At 67.9% G+C, this 15,902-nt stretch carries 14 protein-coding genes; 5 read left to right on the top strand and 9 right to left on the bottom strand.

The genetic code is table 11. The features are described 5' to 3' along the window. Nucleotides 1-54: 54 nt before the first annotated feature. The 8 genes from HNR51_RS24355 to HNR51_RS24320 all read right to left on the bottom strand — a co-directional run bounded on the left by HNR51_RS24355 (nucleotide 55) and on the right by HNR51_RS24320 (nucleotide 8,078). Nucleotides 55-1,026, bottom strand: a complete 972-nt coding sequence (locus HNR51_RS24355; RefSeq protein ID WP_182556658.1) for a type II secretion system F family protein — start codon at nucleotides 1,024-1,026, stop codon at nucleotides 55-57. Beyond that, the gene (locus HNR51_RS24350; protein WP_182556657.1) at nucleotides 1,023-2,480 is read right to left on the bottom strand and encodes a TadA family conjugal transfer-associated ATPase; all 1,458 of its coding nucleotides are present in this window, start codon (nucleotides 2,478-2,480) and stop codon (nucleotides 1,023-1,025) included. The genes HNR51_RS24355 and HNR51_RS24350 overlap by 4 nt, the downstream gene beginning before the upstream one ends. 47 nt (nucleotides 2,481-2,527) lie before the next feature. After that, nucleotides 2,528-3,772, bottom strand: coding sequence for a CpaE/TadZ family protein (locus HNR51_RS24345; protein ID WP_182556656.1), 1,245 nt, complete (start codon nucleotides 3,770-3,772; stop codon nucleotides 2,528-2,530). 87 nt (nucleotides 3,773-3,859) lie between these two features. Beyond that, nucleotides 3,860-4,603: a CpaD family pilus assembly protein gene (locus HNR51_RS24340; RefSeq protein WP_152277117.1), complete on the bottom strand. Its 744-nt coding sequence runs from the start codon at nucleotides 4,601-4,603 to the stop codon at nucleotides 3,860-3,862. Nucleotides 4,604-4,628: 25 nt separating this feature from the next. Next, nucleotides 4,629-6,137, bottom strand: coding sequence for a type II and III secretion system protein family protein (locus HNR51_RS24335; protein WP_141951498.1), 1,509 nt, complete (start codon nucleotides 6,135-6,137; stop codon nucleotides 4,629-4,631). Nucleotides 6,138-6,148: 11 nt separating this feature from the next. Continuing rightward, nucleotides 6,149-6,931, bottom strand: coding sequence for a Flp pilus assembly protein CpaB (gene cpaB, locus HNR51_RS24330; protein ID WP_182556655.1), 783 nt, complete (start codon nucleotides 6,929-6,931; stop codon nucleotides 6,149-6,151). Nucleotides 6,932-7,138: 207 nt separating this feature from the next. Then, the gene (locus tag HNR51_RS24325) at nucleotides 7,139-7,648 is read right to left on the bottom strand and encodes an A24 family peptidase (protein WP_041371337.1); all 510 of its coding nucleotides are present in this window, start codon (nucleotides 7,646-7,648) and stop codon (nucleotides 7,139-7,141) included. Nucleotides 7,649-7,883: 235 nt separating this feature from the next. Beyond that, nucleotides 7,884-8,078 carry a Flp family type IVb pilin gene (locus HNR51_RS24320; protein ID WP_012454298.1) on the bottom strand — a complete coding sequence of 65 codons (195 nt, stop codon included), beginning with the start codon at nucleotides 8,076-8,078 and terminating at the stop codon, nucleotides 7,884-7,886. Nucleotides 8,079-8,459: 381 nt separating this feature from the next. Between HNR51_RS24320 and HNR51_RS24315 the strand changes: the two genes are divergently transcribed. The 5 genes from HNR51_RS24315 (at nucleotide 8,460) to nfi (ending at nucleotide 12,382) form a co-directional block, all read left to right on the top strand. Then, complete coding sequence (locus tag HNR51_RS24315; protein WP_141951494.1) at nucleotides 8,460-8,942, top strand: pilus assembly protein N-terminal domain-containing protein; 483 nt, start codon at nucleotides 8,460-8,462, stop codon at nucleotides 8,940-8,942. A gap of 165 nt (nucleotides 8,943-9,107) precedes the next feature. Then, the gene (locus HNR51_RS24310) at nucleotides 9,108-9,794 is read left to right on the top strand and encodes a 50S ribosomal protein L25/general stress protein Ctc (protein ID WP_012454296.1); all 687 of its coding nucleotides are present in this window, start codon (nucleotides 9,108-9,110) and stop codon (nucleotides 9,792-9,794) included. A gap of 103 nt (nucleotides 9,795-9,897) precedes the next feature. Further along, a complete protein-coding gene (pth, locus tag HNR51_RS24305) occupies nucleotides 9,898-10,530 on the top strand; it encodes an aminoacyl-tRNA hydrolase (RefSeq protein ID WP_152277112.1) in 633 nt (210 codons plus the stop codon). Nucleotides 10,531-10,609: 79 nt separating this feature from the next. After that, on the top strand, nucleotides 10,610-11,707 hold the full coding sequence (ychF, locus tag HNR51_RS24300) for a redox-regulated ATPase YchF (RefSeq protein WP_012454294.1): 1,098 nt from the start codon (nucleotides 10,610-10,612) through the stop codon (nucleotides 11,705-11,707). Between the two features lie 12 nt (nucleotides 11,708-11,719). After that, on the top strand, nucleotides 11,720-12,382 hold the full coding sequence (gene nfi, locus HNR51_RS24295) for a deoxyribonuclease V (RefSeq protein WP_182556653.1): 663 nt from the start codon (nucleotides 11,720-11,722) through the stop codon (nucleotides 12,380-12,382). Between the two features lie 342 nt (nucleotides 12,383-12,724). On the opposite strand, the gene polA is transcribed toward nfi, so the two are convergent. Next, complete coding sequence (gene polA / locus HNR51_RS24290) at nucleotides 12,725-15,868, bottom strand: DNA polymerase I (RefSeq protein WP_182556652.1); 3,144 nt, start codon at nucleotides 15,866-15,868, stop codon at nucleotides 12,725-12,727. Between the last annotated feature and the right edge of the window lie 34 nt (nucleotides 15,869-15,902).

The raw sequence follows: 15,902 nt of genomic DNA, 5'->3' as shown, positions 1-15,902 counted from the left end.
CCGATCTCCGATCGCTCTCTGCCGGTCGCGAGGGACGACCGACCGGCCGCCGGATCAAACGTCGAAACTGATCATTTTCTTCATCACCAGGACGCCCGCCAGCATCCACAGCCCCGATATCACCAGCGCAATCTTGCCGACCGAGGTCGTCCACAGAAGCGACGTGTAATCCGGGCTCGACAGGTAGGTTCCGCCGCCGATGAGGAACGGCAAGGCACCGATGATGCCCGCCGAAGCCTTCGCTTCCATGCTCATCGCCTGGATCTTGCCGGCCATCTTCTTGCGCTCGCGCAGCACCCGCGACAGGTTGCTGAGCGCCTCGGACAGGTTGCCGCCGGCCTTCTGCTGGATGCCGATCACGATCGAGAAGAAGTTCACCTCGGTCACGGGCACCCGCTCGTACATGCGCAGGATCGCATCCGACATCGGCAGGCCCATGGCCTGCGCCTCCATCGCAACGCGGAACTCGCTGCGCAGGGGCTCCTTCGCCTCGCGGGAGATCATGCGGAGGCAATCGCCCAGCGGGATGCCGGAGCGCAGGCCACGCACCACCACATCCATCGCGTTGGGCAGCTCTTCGACGAAGGCCGCGACGCGCCGCTTCTGCCGCCACTTGAGCATCCAGGCGGGCAGGCCGAACCCGCCCGCGAACAGGCCGAGCAGGGCCACGATCACGTTATGAGAGACGAGGAAGGCCGCGAGCGCGACGCCGACGGCGGTAACCGCGGAGACGACCTGATATTTCCTGCGGCTCCAGTCGAGTCCGGCGCGGGCGATGCGCAGTTCAAGGGTGACCTTGGTCTTGTCCTTCTTGGCCTCCAGCTCCTTGAGGCTCTTGGCGACCTGCTCGCGGCGGTTGGCGGCCGCACCGCGCTCGGCAAGCACGGCGCGCGACTGGCCCAGCGCCTTTCGGCGCTGCTCGGCCCGCCGCTCGCCCGACAGGAGCGGCATCAGGAACACGTAGGCGAGCGCTCCAGAGGCGACCGCCACGAGTCCGGCCGCGAGGGGCGCGTTGAGCGCGCTCACAGGGCCTCCTCCATCTTGTCGGCGGCGGCGTCGATGGCGGCGGCCAGCGCCCGCTCCTCGCCGTAATAGCGGGCCCGCTCCCAGAAGCGCGGGCGGCCGATCCCGGTGGAGCGGTGACGGCCGATCAGGCGCCCGTTGGCGTCCTCGCCGAGCACATCGTAGACGAACAGGTCCTGGGTGATGATGACGTCGCCCTCCATCCCCATCACCTCGGTGATGTGGGTGATGCGCCGCGAACCGTCGCGCATGCGCATCGCCTGGATGATCACGTCGACCGAGCCGGTGATCATCTCGCGCAGGGTCCGCGAGGGCAGCGAGAAGCCGCCCATGGTGATCATCGACTCGATACGCGCGAGGCATTCGCGCGGGGAGTTGGCGTGCAGCGTCCCCATCGAACCGTCGTGGCCGGTGTTCATCGCCTGCAGCAGGTCGAAGGCTTCCGGTCCGCGCACCTCGCCGACGATGATGCGCTCGGGCCGCATGCGCAGGCAGTTCTTGACGAGGTCGCGCATGGTGACCTGCCCCTGCCCCTCCAAGTTCGGGGGCCGGGTCTCGAGGCGCACCACGTGCGGCTGCTGGAGCTGGAGCTCGGCGGCGTCCTCACAGGTGATGACGCGCTCATCGTGCTCGATGAAGGCGGTGAGGCAGTTGAGCAGGGTCGTCTTGCCCGAGCCGGTGCCGCCCGAGATCACCACGTTGCAGCGGACCTTGCCGATGATCTGCAGGATCTTCGCGCCCTCCGGCGAGATCGCTCCGAAGCGCACGAGCTGGTCGAGGGTAAGCTTGTCCTTCTTGAACTTGCGGATGGTCAGCGCCGGCCCGTCGATGGCGAGCGGCGGGGCGATGACGTTGACGCGGGAGCCGTCGGGCAGGCGTGCGTCGCAGATCGGCGAGGCCTCGTCCACGCGGCGCCCCACTTGGCTGACGATCCGCTGGCAGATGTTCATCAGCTGTTGGTTGTCGCGGAAGCGCACCGAGGTGAGCTGGATCTTGCCGGCGACCTCGATGAAGGTCCGGTCGGCGCCGTTCACCATCACGTCGGCGATGTCGTCGCGGGCGAGCAGCGGCTCCAACGGACCGTAGCCGAGCACGTCGTTGCAGATGTCGTCGAGCAGTTCCTCCTGCTCGGCGATCGACAGCACGATGTTCTTGAGGCCGATGATCTCCGAGACGATGTCGCGGATCTCCTCCCGCGCCGCCTCGCCTTCGAGCCGAGCGAGCTGAGCGAGATCGATGGCCTCGATCAGCGCGCCGAAGATCATGCTCTTCGTGCGGAAGTAGTCCTCGGATTTCGGCAGAGGCGCCTGCGGTGCCTGCGGCGCCGGAACCGGCGACGGTTCGGGGCGCGCACGCACGGCCTCCTGCTGGAGGACCGGCGGGACGACCTTGGCCGCCCCGGCTGCGGAGGCAGCGGGCGCAGGAGCCGATGCGGCGTTGGAGCGTCGACCGAACATGGCGCCGCGCCTTCAGCTTTCTTGAGGGGAGAGAGCGCAGGACACCGTCAGGACGCCTTCTTGCGGGTCAGGCGGGCCAGCAACGGTTCCAGCAGGTTGGCCCGGGCACGGCGGATCTCGGCCCGTCCGGTCACCGCCGCGGCGAGATCGGAGAAGATCTCGGCGGGCTTGGAGCCGGCCTGTATCTCGGCGATCATCTGGCCGTTATTGGCCGCGGTGCCGAACAGGGCCGGCTCGAAGGGAAGGATCGCCTGGAGCGGCAGGTCGAGCGCCTTGGCGAACTCGGCCGCGGCGATCTCCGGCCGCTTCGGCACGCCGACACCGTTGAGAACGATCCGCGCCCGCGCGTCGTTGGGACGCTGCTGGTGCAGGAGCGCGACCAGATTCTTGACGTTGCGCAACCCCGCGAGATCGGGGGGAGCGACGATGAGGATCTCGTCGGCGCTGACCAGGACCCGGCGGGTCCAGGCCGACCATTGATGCGGCACGTCGAGGACGATGCAGGGCACGGCCGCCCGCAGGAGATCGGTGAGGGTGTCGAAGGCGGGTTCGGTGAGGTCGACGGTGCGGTCGAGGGTGGCGGGCGCCGAGAGCAGGCTCAGATTGTCGGCGCATTTCGACAGCAGGCGGTCGAGCAGGTTGGCGTCGAGGCGCTCGGGCGCGAATACCGCCTCGGCGATGCCCTGGGGCGGGTCCTGGTTGAAGTTGAGACCGGCCGTGCCGAAGGCGACATCGAGGTCGACGATCACCGTGGCGGTGCCGTGCTCGCGGGCGACGGTCCAGGCCAGGTTATGGGCGATCGTCGAGCTGCCGACGCCGCCGCGCGCGCCGTAGACGGCGACGGTGCGCCCCACCGGCTTCGCGCCCGGCGCGGTGAACAGCTCGGAGATCGCAGCAATCATGTCCACCGGCTCGACCGGCGCCATCAGGTACTCGCTCACCCCCCGTTGGATGAACTGCCGGTAGAGCAGCACGTCGTTGACGTGTCCGACGACGAGCACCTTGGTGCCCTCGTCGCAGACCTCGGCCAGTTGGTCGAGGCATTCGAGCGGCCGCGATTTGAGGCCCAGAAACTCGAGGAGGATGACGTTGGGCGTCGGCGCGTGCCGGTAGGCTTCGAGGGCGGCGGCGCCCCCGCCCATCTGCACCTTGACATGCGCCTTCTGCATCCGGCGATCGGAGGCGATGTCCTCGATCATCGCGGCGGTCTCCGGCGTCTCGCAGAAGGCCTGGATCGTGATGCGCGGCACCGGGGCGATGGTCCGCTCTGAGGCCTCGTGGGTATCCGGCATGATGCGAGGTTTCCGGTTCTTAAGCCGAGAGGGCAGCGGCCGGTGGAAGACGGGGGCTCGGGGACGGCGCCTGCGAAGCGGGCGCGGCTATTGGCTTTTCACGTCGTTGCCGACGTTGGTCTGCCCATCCTGGCGCCATTGCGTTGACGGATCCTTGCCCTCGCGGAGCTGGCCGAGATCCTTGGTGCGCAGGACCGTGTCGATCCGGCCCTCCGGCCGGCCGCGCACGAGGTCGATCGGGTCGGCGACCTGGGCGGCGAGGTTGGCCTGCGTCGCGCAGCCGAGGTTCCATGTCGGCTCGTTGGACCAGTTGGCCCGCAGGTCGCTCACGCCGAGATCCCGGGGCCAGAGCCCGCACTTATCGGCGACCTTGGCCTGCATCCGCTGGAAGCTGAGGCGCAGGGGCGAGGCCAGCGTCGGGTTGGCGACCGGGTAGTTGGCGACCCGTATGCCCGCGGCCGGAACGCCCATCTCGGCCGCGAGCCGCCGGATCCCCGCGCCGGTCCGCTCCACCGACCCGGCCAACCCCGGCGACACCCCGCGGGGCAGCTCGACGACGAGGATGCCGCGGCCGTAGCGGCGGTATTCGACGAGGAAGGCCTCGATGTCGGCGCGCTGGCGCGGATCGATATGGCCGATCCCGGTGGGGAACACGTCGAGGCTGCGGTCGGCATCGGCGAGCACGATCGGATGGCGGGTGCGCACGTCGATCGGGTAGGTCGAGCCGGTGGTCTCGACCCGATCCGCGCGACAGGCGCCGAGCCCGGCGGCGAGAAGAAGGGCAGCGACCGGGCGGGCGCGGCGGAGAAGGGTGCGGGCGGGAGAGGACATCGCGGTTCGATCCTGCTGGACGGGGTCAGTCGGCAATGAAGCCGACCCGGCCGCGATAGGCCGGCCCGAGGGTGCCGCCGCCGACCGTGCCGTAGATCTTGTTCAGACGTCCGAGCAGCACCGCCTGCCCGTCCGGCGCATCGACGTAGCCATCGTCCGGCTTCTGCACCTGCCGCGCTTCCATCGGCTGCGCGATGTAGGGGGTGACCATGATCATCAGCTCGGTCTCGTCGCGCTGGTAATCGCGCGAGCGGAACAGGGCCCCGAGGATCGGCAGGTTCATCAAGCCCGGAAGGCCCGAGATCGCCCCGCGGTTCTTCTGCTGGATCAGGCCGGCGGTCATCATCGTCGCGCCGGAGGCGAGTTCGACGGTGGTCTCGGAGCTGCGCCGGGTCGTGCCGGGCACCGGAGTCGGACGGTCGTTGAGGTAGTAGGTGAAGCTGTTCTGCGGATCGAGATCGACGACGTCGGTGGCGATCCGGACCGAAATCCGGTTCTCCGCCATGACGACCGGGGTGAACGACAGGCTCACGCCGTAGGGCTTGTAGGTCAGGGCGACGACGCAGCCCTGGCTCACCGACGTACCGATCGAGACGGTCGAGGCAGCGGCGCAGCTCAGCGGCACCGGGATCTCGCCGCCCGCGGTGAACTTCGCCGATTCACCGGAGATCGCGGTCAGCGTCGGCTCGGCCAGGATGCGCGAGACACCGGCCTGCTCGAACGCGCGCAAGGTCGCCCGGAAGGAAAATCCGCCGGTCTGGACAGACGCCGTGATGGCGTTGGCGTCGGGCGAGCGGGAGCCGGTCAGCGGGAAGCCGGTGTTGTTCGTGAAGACGTTGCCGCCCAGCGGGTTCAGGGCGGCCCAATTGCCACTCGTGCTGATGCCGAACTGCTTCAGAACGGTGCGCGCCACCTCGACCACGGTGACGCGGATCATCACCTGATCCTTGTTGCGGATCGTGAGATTGTTGATGACGGTGCCGCGGGTTGCGACGCCGCCGCCGGCCGCGATGCCGACGAAGGCGTTGGCGATGTCGAGCGCCTGCTGCGCTTCCGAGGCCGAGTTCACACTGCCGGAGAGGACGAGTGAATCGCCGACCGCCTTCACGTCGAACCGGCCGCTGGGCAGGCTCTGCTGCAGCGATTGCCGCAGCACGTTGATGTCGCGGGCGATCGTGACATCGAGCGCCGCGATCTGCCGCCCCTCGGCATCCATCACGAAGATCGAGGTGGCGCCGTTGTCGATGCCGATCAGGAACAGCTTGCGGCTGGAACGCACGACCGCGTTGGCGACGGCCGGATTGGCGACGAACACCTCCTTGGCATCGCGGGGCAAATCGATGATCAGCGAACGGCCCTTGCTCAGTTCGACCTTCCGGGAGACCGCCGTCTCGTTCGGTCCGATCGTCAGGACCGGGGAGGCTCCGGGCAGGCCGGGTTGCGCTGAGGCAGGGCCGGACAGGGTGGACACGGCCAGACAGGCGCCTGAGAGCAGGAGAAGGGCAGGTCCGCGGAAGCGGCGAGCGGTCGTCATCGTTCCTGTCCTCACCGGCGCTGCTGCTTGGCGACGCCGAATCGCACGACGGTCATGGCCCCCTCGGGCGGCAGGTCCGCCTCCTCGGAGAGGGCGGCGGTCCGAGCGGAATCCTGGATGCTGCGCAGGACGAGAGAGAGCTGCCCGACCTTCTGCGCCAGCGTGACGGTCTCGGCCTGCGCCGGCGTGAGGGCCACGGTGGCGGTCTCCGCCGTCACGACATTGGCGCCGTTCTTGTCCTGCACGATCTGGCCGACGGCGAGCACACGCACGTCGGTGAGCAGCGTCTCGGCGAACTGATCGCTGCCCTCGTTGCTGGTCTTGATGATGTCGACGTGATCGTTCGGCAGGATGAAGCCACCGGCCGAGCTCGAGCCGCGGGTATCGGTGGTGATCGCCACCGCCCGCATGCCGGGGGGCAGGATCGCCGACATGAAGCCGCTGCCGGCCTTGATGAGGCGCTCGGGGCGGATCGGCTCGTTGGCCGAGAAGCCGGTGCGGATGATCGCGCCGACCGCGTCCTCCAGGCCCTTCGGCGCGGCGCGGCGGTCGATCAGACCGGGCGCGATCGCCTGCTCCGGCCAGGGGATCCAGCGTAGGTCCTCGGGCTTGAGGGTCTGCCCCATGGGCAGTTCGGCGGCCGCGACGAGGACTTCGCTCATCGGAATGGGCGGCGGGGGCTCGGCCTTCACGACGGGAGCCGGCTCGGGCGCCTTCTCTCCCCCCATCAGCAGGGCGGCGCCGCAGCCCGCAACGAGTGCGATCCCCAAAACGGCGAGACGGGCTGGTTTCATGGCAGGTGCGGAACCGTGGCGACGGCTCGTTCGCCGTCCGGTTCCGAGACTTGCCCGGGATTCGTCAAGTTAGGGTTAACCGAGCGTGACCGCGCGGCTTTCAGTGCTGTCCCGGCAGAGGTCCATCTGAAGTTGGGCGAAACAAAAAAGGCCGCGCGAGTGGCGGCCTCTTCGCGTCGTCGCCTTACTTCGTTGCGTTATCCTCGATCAAGGTAACGCGAGTTGATCCAGTCCGACGGCATTCGGCAATACCAACAGCGCGGCGGCGGCTAGTGCGATCCCGTAGGGAATCCCAGTCCTCGCGTCGTGCAGGTGGACAGCGAAGGGGAGTTTCAGCACCGGCTTCGGAAGCGGGTATGTGCGCGCGGACAGGATCGTCAGCGTCAGAGGCCCACCGAGCAGTGAGGCCATGAGGAGATAATCCAGTAGATGGCCTAGGCCGATCCATAGGGCGGTACTTGCGGCCAGCTTGGCATCGCCCCCGCCGATCCACCCGCGCGCGAAGAAGAAGAAGGTGATCAAGAGTGTCAGCGCTCCGGCAGCGAGGTGCCGGGACAGGTCGGCCCAGGCCATGCCGGATGCGACGGCGTAGAGCACGAACCCGAGAGAGACGAGACTGGTTACGCGGTTGGAAATCCGCATTGTCAGCAGATCGCTGGCAGCGGCGTAGGCCATGAGAAAGGGAAAGACGACGCACAGGAGGACATAGGTCGCCATGCTCGACACGGAGGTCTTCCTTCTCTGCCTAGTCTTGGTTTGAACCAATTACGCGAGCCAAACAGGCTGATGCACCGGAGATCGCGCAGCGTTTGGTGTGGCCAGAATGGCGGCCCCCTCAGCAACCTGCACTTGAGCAGAAAGCGGCGACGGGCCGGGATCCTCTCATCGCTTTCAGGGCGTGACGGAGGGTATCCGTCACACCCTGACAGCAGAGTGTCGCCTGGCCGAAGAATCAGTTCGCGGTGCCGAGCTTCGTGGTCTGCGTGTTCAGACCCGTGCCGAGGGTCGTAAAGGCATCCTTAAGCTTGCTTCCAAACTGGGTGAAGATGCCGACGATGGCAACGCCCACCATGGCAGCAACCATGCCGTATTCGATAGCAGTCGCGCCGGACTCATCAGCGATGAAGCGCTTGGCGATGTTCTTCACGATGATCTCCACTTGCTTTGAATTGAATGGACGACCGTCGGAAGTCTGTATAGGCCCCGATCGGCGACAGGCCAAGATGTAGTCCCGACGCGTTGCATTTGCGTTAAATCGATCGCGTAACCAAGGCTCGAACCGGTGCTTCGACAACCTCAGTTAATGACGCGTTTCGACGATCGCTCAAACGGTTAGTAGAAGACCGAGAAAGAACGGCCTGGGCGCCGTGATCGCCAGACTGGCCAACACGGTTAGCGCTTCCTTCATCAGTTTCCTGTTCCGTTTCGCGGACGAGAGACAGCGCCGCTCCGGATTCGTGCCCACGTCACGGCACGGCTTCAGCGAGCGGGCGCTGCCCGACACGACGCGCGATCGGACCGACCTTCCATGCCCCGCCTGCGCCCTCACCCCGTTCTGCTTCGTGCCGCCCCGGCCGCTCTGGCATGGGTGGCGCTCGCCGCGCCTGTCCTTGCGAATGAGCCCGCGCCTCAGGGGGCCGTCTCGGTGCAGGTCGACAACGCCAAGGTGATCCGCCTGCCGGAGAAAACTCAGACCGTGGTGGTGGGCAATCCGATGATCGCCGACATCACCCTACAGAAGAACGGCGTCGTGGTGCTGACGGGCAAGAGCTTCGGCACGACCAACCTGATCGCGCTCGACGGCAGGGGCGCGATGCTCGCCGAATCGACCATCAGCGTACAGGCCGCGCAGGCCTCGATCATCACGGTGCAGCGCGGCCTCGACCGCGAATCCTATTCCTGCACGCCGAACTGCCAGCCCGCGGTGCAGCTCGGCGACGCCAACAAGTACTTCGACGAGACCAGCAAGCAGGCCGAGCAGCGCCGCACCATGGCGACCCAGGGTCGGTAGCCCGTTCGCCGCGCCCGTTGCAAGGACGCGCCGTTGCGTGTAAGCGCAGCGCGCGCCCTTGAGACACCCTTGGAGGCACGGGCGCGCTGGGGAACGGTCGGGCCGTCCGCTTCGGGCGGCCTTTATCGTTGGCCCGGCTCCATATTTCTACATAAGGATCACGCCATGAGCGCCACCAAGACGCTTGAGGCCGTGGCACGCGACCGGGTCGGCAAGGGGGCCGCCCGGGCCGTTCGTCGCCAGGGCCAGATTCCCGCTGTCATCTACGGCGGCAACCAGGCCCCGGAAGCCATCGCCGTCGACCTCATCCGCACCCGCACGCTGATCTATGCCGGCGGCTTCAAGACCACGCTGTTCGACATCACCGTCGGCGGCAAGAAGACCCGCGCGATCCCGCGCGACTACCAGCTCGACCCGGTCTCCGGCGTTCCGCTGCACGTCGACTTCCTGCGCGTCGTCTCCGGCCAGACCGTCACGGTCGATGTTCCCGTTCACTTCGTGAACGACGAGAAGGCCCCCGGCATCAAGCAGAAGGGCGGCACCCTCAACGTCGCGCTGCACACGGTGTCCCTCGACGTGGCGCCCGACCAGATCCCCGACGCGATCGAGGTCGACCTCACCGGCCGCGAGATCGGCGACGTGATCCACGCCTCCGACCTGCGCCTGCCGGCCGGCACCTATACCGGCGAGCCGACCGACACGGTCGCCAACATCCTGCCGCCGACGGTGCTCGGCGCCGAGGTCGAGGCCGAGGAAGCCGCGATCGCCGAGGCGCAGTCCGCCGAGGCCGCCGAGGAGAAGGCGGAAGCCGAGGCCGAGGCCACCAACGAGAAGAACGACACCGAGGAGTAAGCCGCAGCGGGTGCCGCGCGCACCCGCTTCGTGCAACGCTCGATGCCCTGGCCGTCCGGCCGGGGCATTTTTTCGTTTGTCGGGGATCGGATCGGGAGCACGCATGCGGCTCATCGTCGGATTGGGAAATCCTGGACAGCGCTACGCGCGCAACCGCCACAACATCGGCTTCATGGCCGTGGACGAGATCGCCCGCGTCCACCGGGCGGCGCCGTTCCGCCGCCGCTTCCAGGGCGAGGCGGCCGAGGTGATGCTCGGCTCCGAGCGCGCGATCTTGCTCAAGCCCCAGACCTTCATGAATGAATCCGGCCGCTCGGTCGGCGAGGCGCAGCGCTTCTTCAAGATCCCGCTCTGCGACGTGATCGTGCTGCACGACGAACTCGATCTGGCGCCCGCCAAGCTCAGGGTGAAGCTCGGCGGCGGCAATGCCGGCCATAACGGCCTGCGCTCGATCACGGCGCTGTGCGGCAACGACTACCGCCGGGTCCGCCTCGGCATCGGGCATCCCGGCGACAAGGCGCTGGTGCATGCCTACGTCCTCAACGACTTCGCCAAGTCGGAGGAGCCCTGGGTCGAGGATCTCTGCCGCGCGACCGCCGACCACGCGCCGCTGCTCGCCGCGGGCGAGGATGCGAGCTTCCAGAATAAGGTGCATCTCGCCATGGCCGGCCGCGGCTGGGACGCGGTGAAGACGCCGGCCGAGGCCGGCAAGGCGAAAGCGCGCGACGCGAATTGACACGAGGCCGCCGGACCCCGATGGAGCGGGCTTCCGGGCGCGGCTCCCGACCGATCACAACGGACCTCTAGGACCAGCCATGGGCTTCAAATGCGGCATCGTCGGCCTGCCGAACGTCGGCAAGTCGACCCTCTTCAATGCGCTGACGCAGACCGCCGCGGCCCAGGCCGCGAACTACCCGTTCTGCACCATCGAGCCGAATGTCGGCGAGGTGGCGGTGCCCGATCCGCGCCTCGATGAGCTGGCCAAGATCGCCTCCTCGAAGGAGATCATCCCGACGCGGCTGACCTTCGTCGACATCGCCGGCCTCGTGCGCGGCGCATCGAAAGGCGAGGGCCTCGGCAACCAGTTCCTCGCCAACATCCGCGAGGTCGATGCCATCGCCCACGTCGTGCGCTGCTTCGAGGATGGGGACGTCACCCATGTCGAGGGCAAGGTCGATCCGATCGCCGATATCGAGACGATCGAGACGGAGCTGATGCTGGCCGATCTCGACAGCCTGGAGAAGCGCGTCGTCGCCCTGGAGAAGCGCGCCAAGGGCTCCGACAAGGAGGCCAAGGAGTTCCTGGACCTCGTCAACCGCGCCCTGCCGCTCCTGCGCGACGGCAAGCCGGCCCGGCTCGTGGAGCGCAAGCCCGAGGAGGAGCGGCTGTTCCAGCAGCTCGGGCTGATGACGGCCAAGCCCGTGCTCTACGTCTGCAACGTCGATGAGGGCGACGCCGACAAGGGCAATGCCAAGTCGCAGGCGGTGTTCGACCGGGCCAAGGCGGAGGGCGCGGTCGCCGTCGTCGTCTCGGCCAAGATCGAGAGCGAGATCGCGGTGATGCCGCCGGCCGACCAGACCGAGTTCCTGGAAGCCGTCGGCCTGACCGAGCCGGGCCTCAACCGGGTGATCCGCGCCGGCTACGACCTGCTCGGCCTCGTCACCTACTTCACCGTCGGCCCGAAGGAGGCCCGCGCCTGGACCATCACCAAGGGGACGCGCGCCCCGGCGGCGGCGGGCGTGATCCACACCGACTTCGAGAAGGGCTTCATCCGGGCCGAGACCATCGCCTTCAAGGATTACACCGCGCTGAACGGCGAGGCGGGCGCCCGCGACGCCGGAAAGCTGCGGTTGGAGGGCAAGGACTACGTGGTGCAGGACGGCGACGTGCTGCATTTCCGCTTCGCCAACTGACGAGGGCCGGGCATGGAGCTTCACCCGCGCCATGCCTGGGACCTGACGCCGGCCGAGGCGGTGACGCTTCAGCGCCAGTTGCGCAATGAGGTCGTGGCCGATCGACCGATCGACCTCGCCGCCGTGCGGCTGGTGGCCGGCGTCGATGTCAGCGTGAAGAACGCGCGCTCCCGGGCCGCGGTCGTGGTGGTGACGTTTCCGGGCTTTCTGCTGGTGGAGACGGCGGTTGCCGAACGGCCGACGCCGTTCCCCTACATTCCCGGCCTCCTGAGCTTTCGCGAGGGGCCGGTTCTCGAGGAGGCGTTCGGCCGCCTGCGGGCGGAGCCGGACGTCTTCCTGTTCGACGGCATGGGCACGGCCCATCCCCGCCGCATCGGCATCGCCAGCCATATGGGCCTGTGGCTGCAGCGCCCGACCATCGGCGTCGGCAAGACCCGGCTCGTCGGGGTGAATGCGCCGCTCCCTGAAGAAAAGGGGGCGCATGTCCCGCTGATCGACCGCGGCGAGACCATCGGCGCCGTGGTCCGCACACGCGCGGCCACGCACCCGCTGTTCATCTCGCCGGGGCACCTCGCCGACATCCCGAGCGCGGTCGAACTGGTGCTCGCTTGCTCGCCGAAATACCGCCTGCCGGAGCCGATCCGCCTCGCGCACAAGACGGCCGGAGATTTCTGATCGAACGATCTCGGCGGTCGGAACGGTCCACATGCCGAGGTGCCGAGCGTCAGCTCGGCCTCGAAGCACGCACAACCGGTCGATCTCACCTTCTGCCGGGACGGCGCATCCGGGAAGGTCTCGGCATTCATACGGTGTCCGGCCGAGCGCTCGGTTCAGCCCCACGGCCGTCATTCCGGGTCGCTGACATGCGAACCCGGACCCGAAGGGGCGCGCCGGAGGCGTGCAATCCATGACCAGCCTCGACGTGGCCGTTTGCCTCGCATCACGGGTGGATCCCGGGCTCCGCTGCGCGGCCCCGGGATGGCGGACGGCGGCTCCGGAATGATCGATCGGAAGAGCTCAGTGCGCCTCTTCCCAGTTCCCCGCCGCCCGCGCCTCGACCACCAGCGGAACGCTGAGCGTGAGGGCCGGAGCCGGCGCCTCCTCCATCACGTGGGCGATCACCGGAATCGTCGCCTCGACCTCGTCGTCAGGCACCTCGAACACGAGTTCATCGTGCACCTGAAGCAGCATCCGCGCGGTGAGCTTTTGGGCCTCCAGCGCATCCTCCATCCGCGTCATGGCACGGCGGATGATGTCGGCGGCGGTGCCTTGGATCGGAGCGTTGATGGCTTGGCGCTCGACGCTCGCCCGTTCGGACGGGTTGTTGGAGCGGATCTGCGGATAGTGGCAGACGCGCCCGAACAGGGTCGTGACATAGCCCTTCTCGCGGCACGAGCGCTTGGTGGTGTCGATGTAGTCGCGGATACCGGGGAACCGCTCGAAATACTGCTTGATGAAGGCGGAGGCCTCCTCGCGGCCGATGCCGAGGCGGTCGGCGAGTCCGAAGGCCGAGATGCCGTAGATGATGCCGAAATTGATGGTCTTGGCCCGTCGCCGCAGGTCGCCGGTCATCTGGTCGAGCGGGACGCCGAACATGGCGGACGCCGTGGCCGCGTGAATGTCGAGCCCTTGCTCGAACGCCTCGCGCAGCTGCGGGATGTCGGCGATGTGGGCGAGCAGGCGCAGCTCGATCTGGCTGTAATCGGCCGAGATCAGCTTCTTGCCCTCGGGCGCGACGAAGGCGCGGCGGATGCGTCTCCCCTCCTCCGTGCGGATCGGGATGTTCTGCAGGTTCGGGTCCGAGGAGGAGAGCCGGCCGGTCGTCGTGGCGGCGAGCGCGAACGAGGTGTGGACCCGGTTCGTGCCGCGGTCGGCATGTTCCTGCAGCGAGTCGGTGTAGGTCGATTTCAGCTTGGAGAGCTGGCGCCAGTTCAGGATCTTCTTCGGCAGGTCGTGCCCGGCCTGGGCCAGCTCTTCGAGCAAAGTCGCGGGCGTGGCCCACTGGCCCGACGGCGTCTTCTTGGCGCCGGGCAGGCCCATCTTGCCGAACAGAACGTCGCCGATCTGCTTCGGAGACGAGACCTGGAATTTTTCGCCCGCGTCCTCTTGGATCTCCTCTTCGAGGCGGGCCAGGATCTGCGAGAAATCGCCTGACAGGCGGCTCAGCATGTTGCGGTCGATGGCGATGCCGGCCCGCTCCATCCGCGCCAGCACCGGCACCAGCGGCCGCTCCAGGGTCTCGTAGACGGTCACCCGGTGCTCGGCGACGAGACGCGGCTTCATCATCCGCCACAGGCGCAGGGTCACGTCCGCGTCCTCCGCCGCGTAGGCGGTGGCCTTGTCGATCGCCACGCGGTCGAAGGTGACCTTGTTGCGACCGGTGCCGGCAACATCGGCGAAGGTGATCGGCTGGTGGCCGAGATGGCGGCGGGCCAGTTCGTCCATGCCGTGCCCGCCCTTGCCGGCATCGAGCACGTAGGAAATCAGCATCGTGTCGTCGAAGGGCGCCACGTCGATGCCGTAGCGGTGGAGCACCGAGAGGTCGTATTTCAGGTTCTGCCCGACCTTGAGGGTGCCGGCATCCTCCAAGAGCGGCTTCAACAGCTTGAGGGCCGTGTCGAAATCGATCTGGCCGGGCTGCTTGTCGGAAGCGTCCGCACCGGCACCGCCGTCGCCGAACAGGTCGCCGCCCTTCACCTCGGGCTTCACGTGGGCAAGCGGGATGTAGGCGGCCCGCCCCGGCGCCGTGGCGAGCGAGACGCCGACGAGGCCGGCCTTGGCCGCGTCGAGGGCGTCGGTCTCGGTATCGACCGCGATGACGCCGGCCTCATAGCTCTCGGCGATCCAGGCTTCCAACTGCTCCACCGTCGAGACCGTCTCGTAGGCGGCGGTGTCGAACGGTTTGACCGCTTCGGCCGCGCGGGCGGCGACGAGGTTGGCCGGCGTCGGCTCGGAGGCACCGCGCTTCTTCTTCGGCGCCTGATCCGGCAGGTCGAGATCGGCGAAGGGATCGGCCTCCCCCGCCTCGGGCGGGGCCGCGCCGTCGGTCCGCTCCGGGGCGGCGGCGGTCTCGGGATCGACCGGCACGGCGTCGCCGAAGAACGGCACCGCATCGCTGCCGCCGGCCGCGTTGGTGTAGGCATGGGGCTGGGCGCCCGGCAGCAAAGCCGGATCGGGCTTCACCGCCTCGGGATCGACGTGGAGCATCTGCGCGATGCGCCGCGTCAAGGTATTGAACTCCATCGCCTTCAGGAAGCCGACGAGCTTCTGCGGGTCGGGCTGCGGCACGCCGAGTTCGTCGAGCGGCACCGGCACCGGCACGCTCTCTTCCAGCGCCACGAGGCGGCGCGAGAGCTTGGCCTGATCGATGTTGGCCAGCAGCGTCTCCCGGCGCTTGGGCTGCTTGATCTCGGCGGCCCGTTCGAGGAGCTGGGCGAGGCTGCCGTATTCCTTGATCAGCGCAGCGGCCGTCTTCAGGCCGATGCCGGGTACGCCCGGCACGTTGTCCGAGGTGTCGCCGATCAGTGCCAGCGCATCGCCGATCTGCTCGGGGGTCAGCCCCTCCCACTTGGCGATGATCGCGTCGCGGTCGAGGTTGCGCTCCGGCCGGTAGCCGGGCTTGCCCTTGGCGCCGGATTCGAAATCGTAGAACCGGATCCGATCTGAGACGAGCTGCATCAGGTCCTTGTCGGAGGACACGATGATGACCTCGGCGCCCCGCGCCTCGGCTTGGCGCGCATAGGTCGCGATCAGGTCGTCGGCCTCGTAGCGCTCCAACTCCACCGCGTGCAGGCCGAAGGCGCGCACCGCATCGCGCATCAGCGGCATCTGGCGCTTGAGGTCGTCGGGCGCGTCGGGGCGGTGGCCCTTGTAGTCGGGAAACAGCTCTTTGCGGAACGAGCCCTCGGACTTGTCGAAGACGATACCGAGATGGGTCGGCTTCACGCCGGCCGCGCCGTCCTGAAGGAACTGCGCGATCTTGGTGCAGAACAGGCGCACGGCCCCCGTGGGCAGGCCGTCGGAGGGCCGCGTGTTGTACTTCTGGTCCTGATTGATCGACTGAAAGTAGGCGCGGAAGATGAAGGACGAGCCGTCGACGAGGATCACCCGGTCGTCGGCACCGACGGGCTTGTCCGGTTGCGGTTGCGTCTCAGCGGTCATCGGTCGAGCAGCCATCGGCAAACAGGCCCCAAGG

It is taken from the genome of Methylorubrum thiocyanatum (assembly GCA_014138645.1).
Taxonomy (GTDB): Bacteria; Pseudomonadota; Alphaproteobacteria; order Rhizobiales; family Beijerinckiaceae; genus Methylobacterium; species Methylobacterium thiocyanatum.
Note: the sequence above shows the minus strand (reverse complement) of the source record. Positions and strands in the feature narration are given on the sequence as shown.

Bases quoted from the DNA above. Each gene is read 5' to 3' on its own strand.
- HNR51_RS24350 (WP_182556657.1), bottom strand. From the start codon at position 2,480: ATGTTCGGTCGACGCTCCAACGCCGCATCGGCTCCTGCGCCCGCTGCC.
- HNR51_RS24345 (WP_182556656.1), bottom strand. From the start codon at position 3,772: ATGCCGGATACCCACGAGGCCTCAGAGCGGACCATCGCCCCGGTGCCG.
- HNR51_RS24340 (WP_152277117.1), bottom strand. From the start codon at position 4,603: ATGTCCTCTCCCGCCCGCACCCTTCTCCGCCGCGCCCGCCCGGTCGCT.
- HNR51_RS24335 (WP_141951498.1), bottom strand. From the start codon at position 6,137: ATGACGACCGCTCGCCGCTTCCGCGGACCTGCCCTTCTCCTGCTCTCA.
- cpaB (WP_182556655.1), bottom strand. From the start codon at position 6,931: ATGAAACCAGCCCGTCTCGCCGTTTTGGGGATCGCACTCGTTGCGGGC.
- HNR51_RS24325 (WP_041371337.1), bottom strand. From the start codon at position 7,648: ATGGCGACCTATGTCCTCCTGTGCGTCGTCTTTCCCTTTCTCATGGCC.
- HNR51_RS24315 (WP_141951494.1), top strand. From the start codon at position 8,460: ATGCCCCGCCTGCGCCCTCACCCCGTTCTGCTTCGTGCCGCCCCGGCC.
- HNR51_RS24310 (WP_012454296.1), top strand. From the start codon at position 9,108: ATGAGCGCCACCAAGACGCTTGAGGCCGTGGCACGCGACCGGGTCGGC.
- pth (WP_152277112.1), top strand. From the start codon at position 9,898: ATGCGGCTCATCGTCGGATTGGGAAATCCTGGACAGCGCTACGCGCGC.
- ychF (WP_012454294.1), top strand. From the start codon at position 10,610: ATGGGCTTCAAATGCGGCATCGTCGGCCTGCCGAACGTCGGCAAGTCG.
- nfi (WP_182556653.1), top strand. From the start codon at position 11,720: ATGGAGCTTCACCCGCGCCATGCCTGGGACCTGACGCCGGCCGAGGCG.
- polA (WP_182556652.1), bottom strand. From the start codon at position 15,868: ATGACCGCTGAGACGCAACCGCAACCGGACAAGCCCGTCGGTGCCGAC.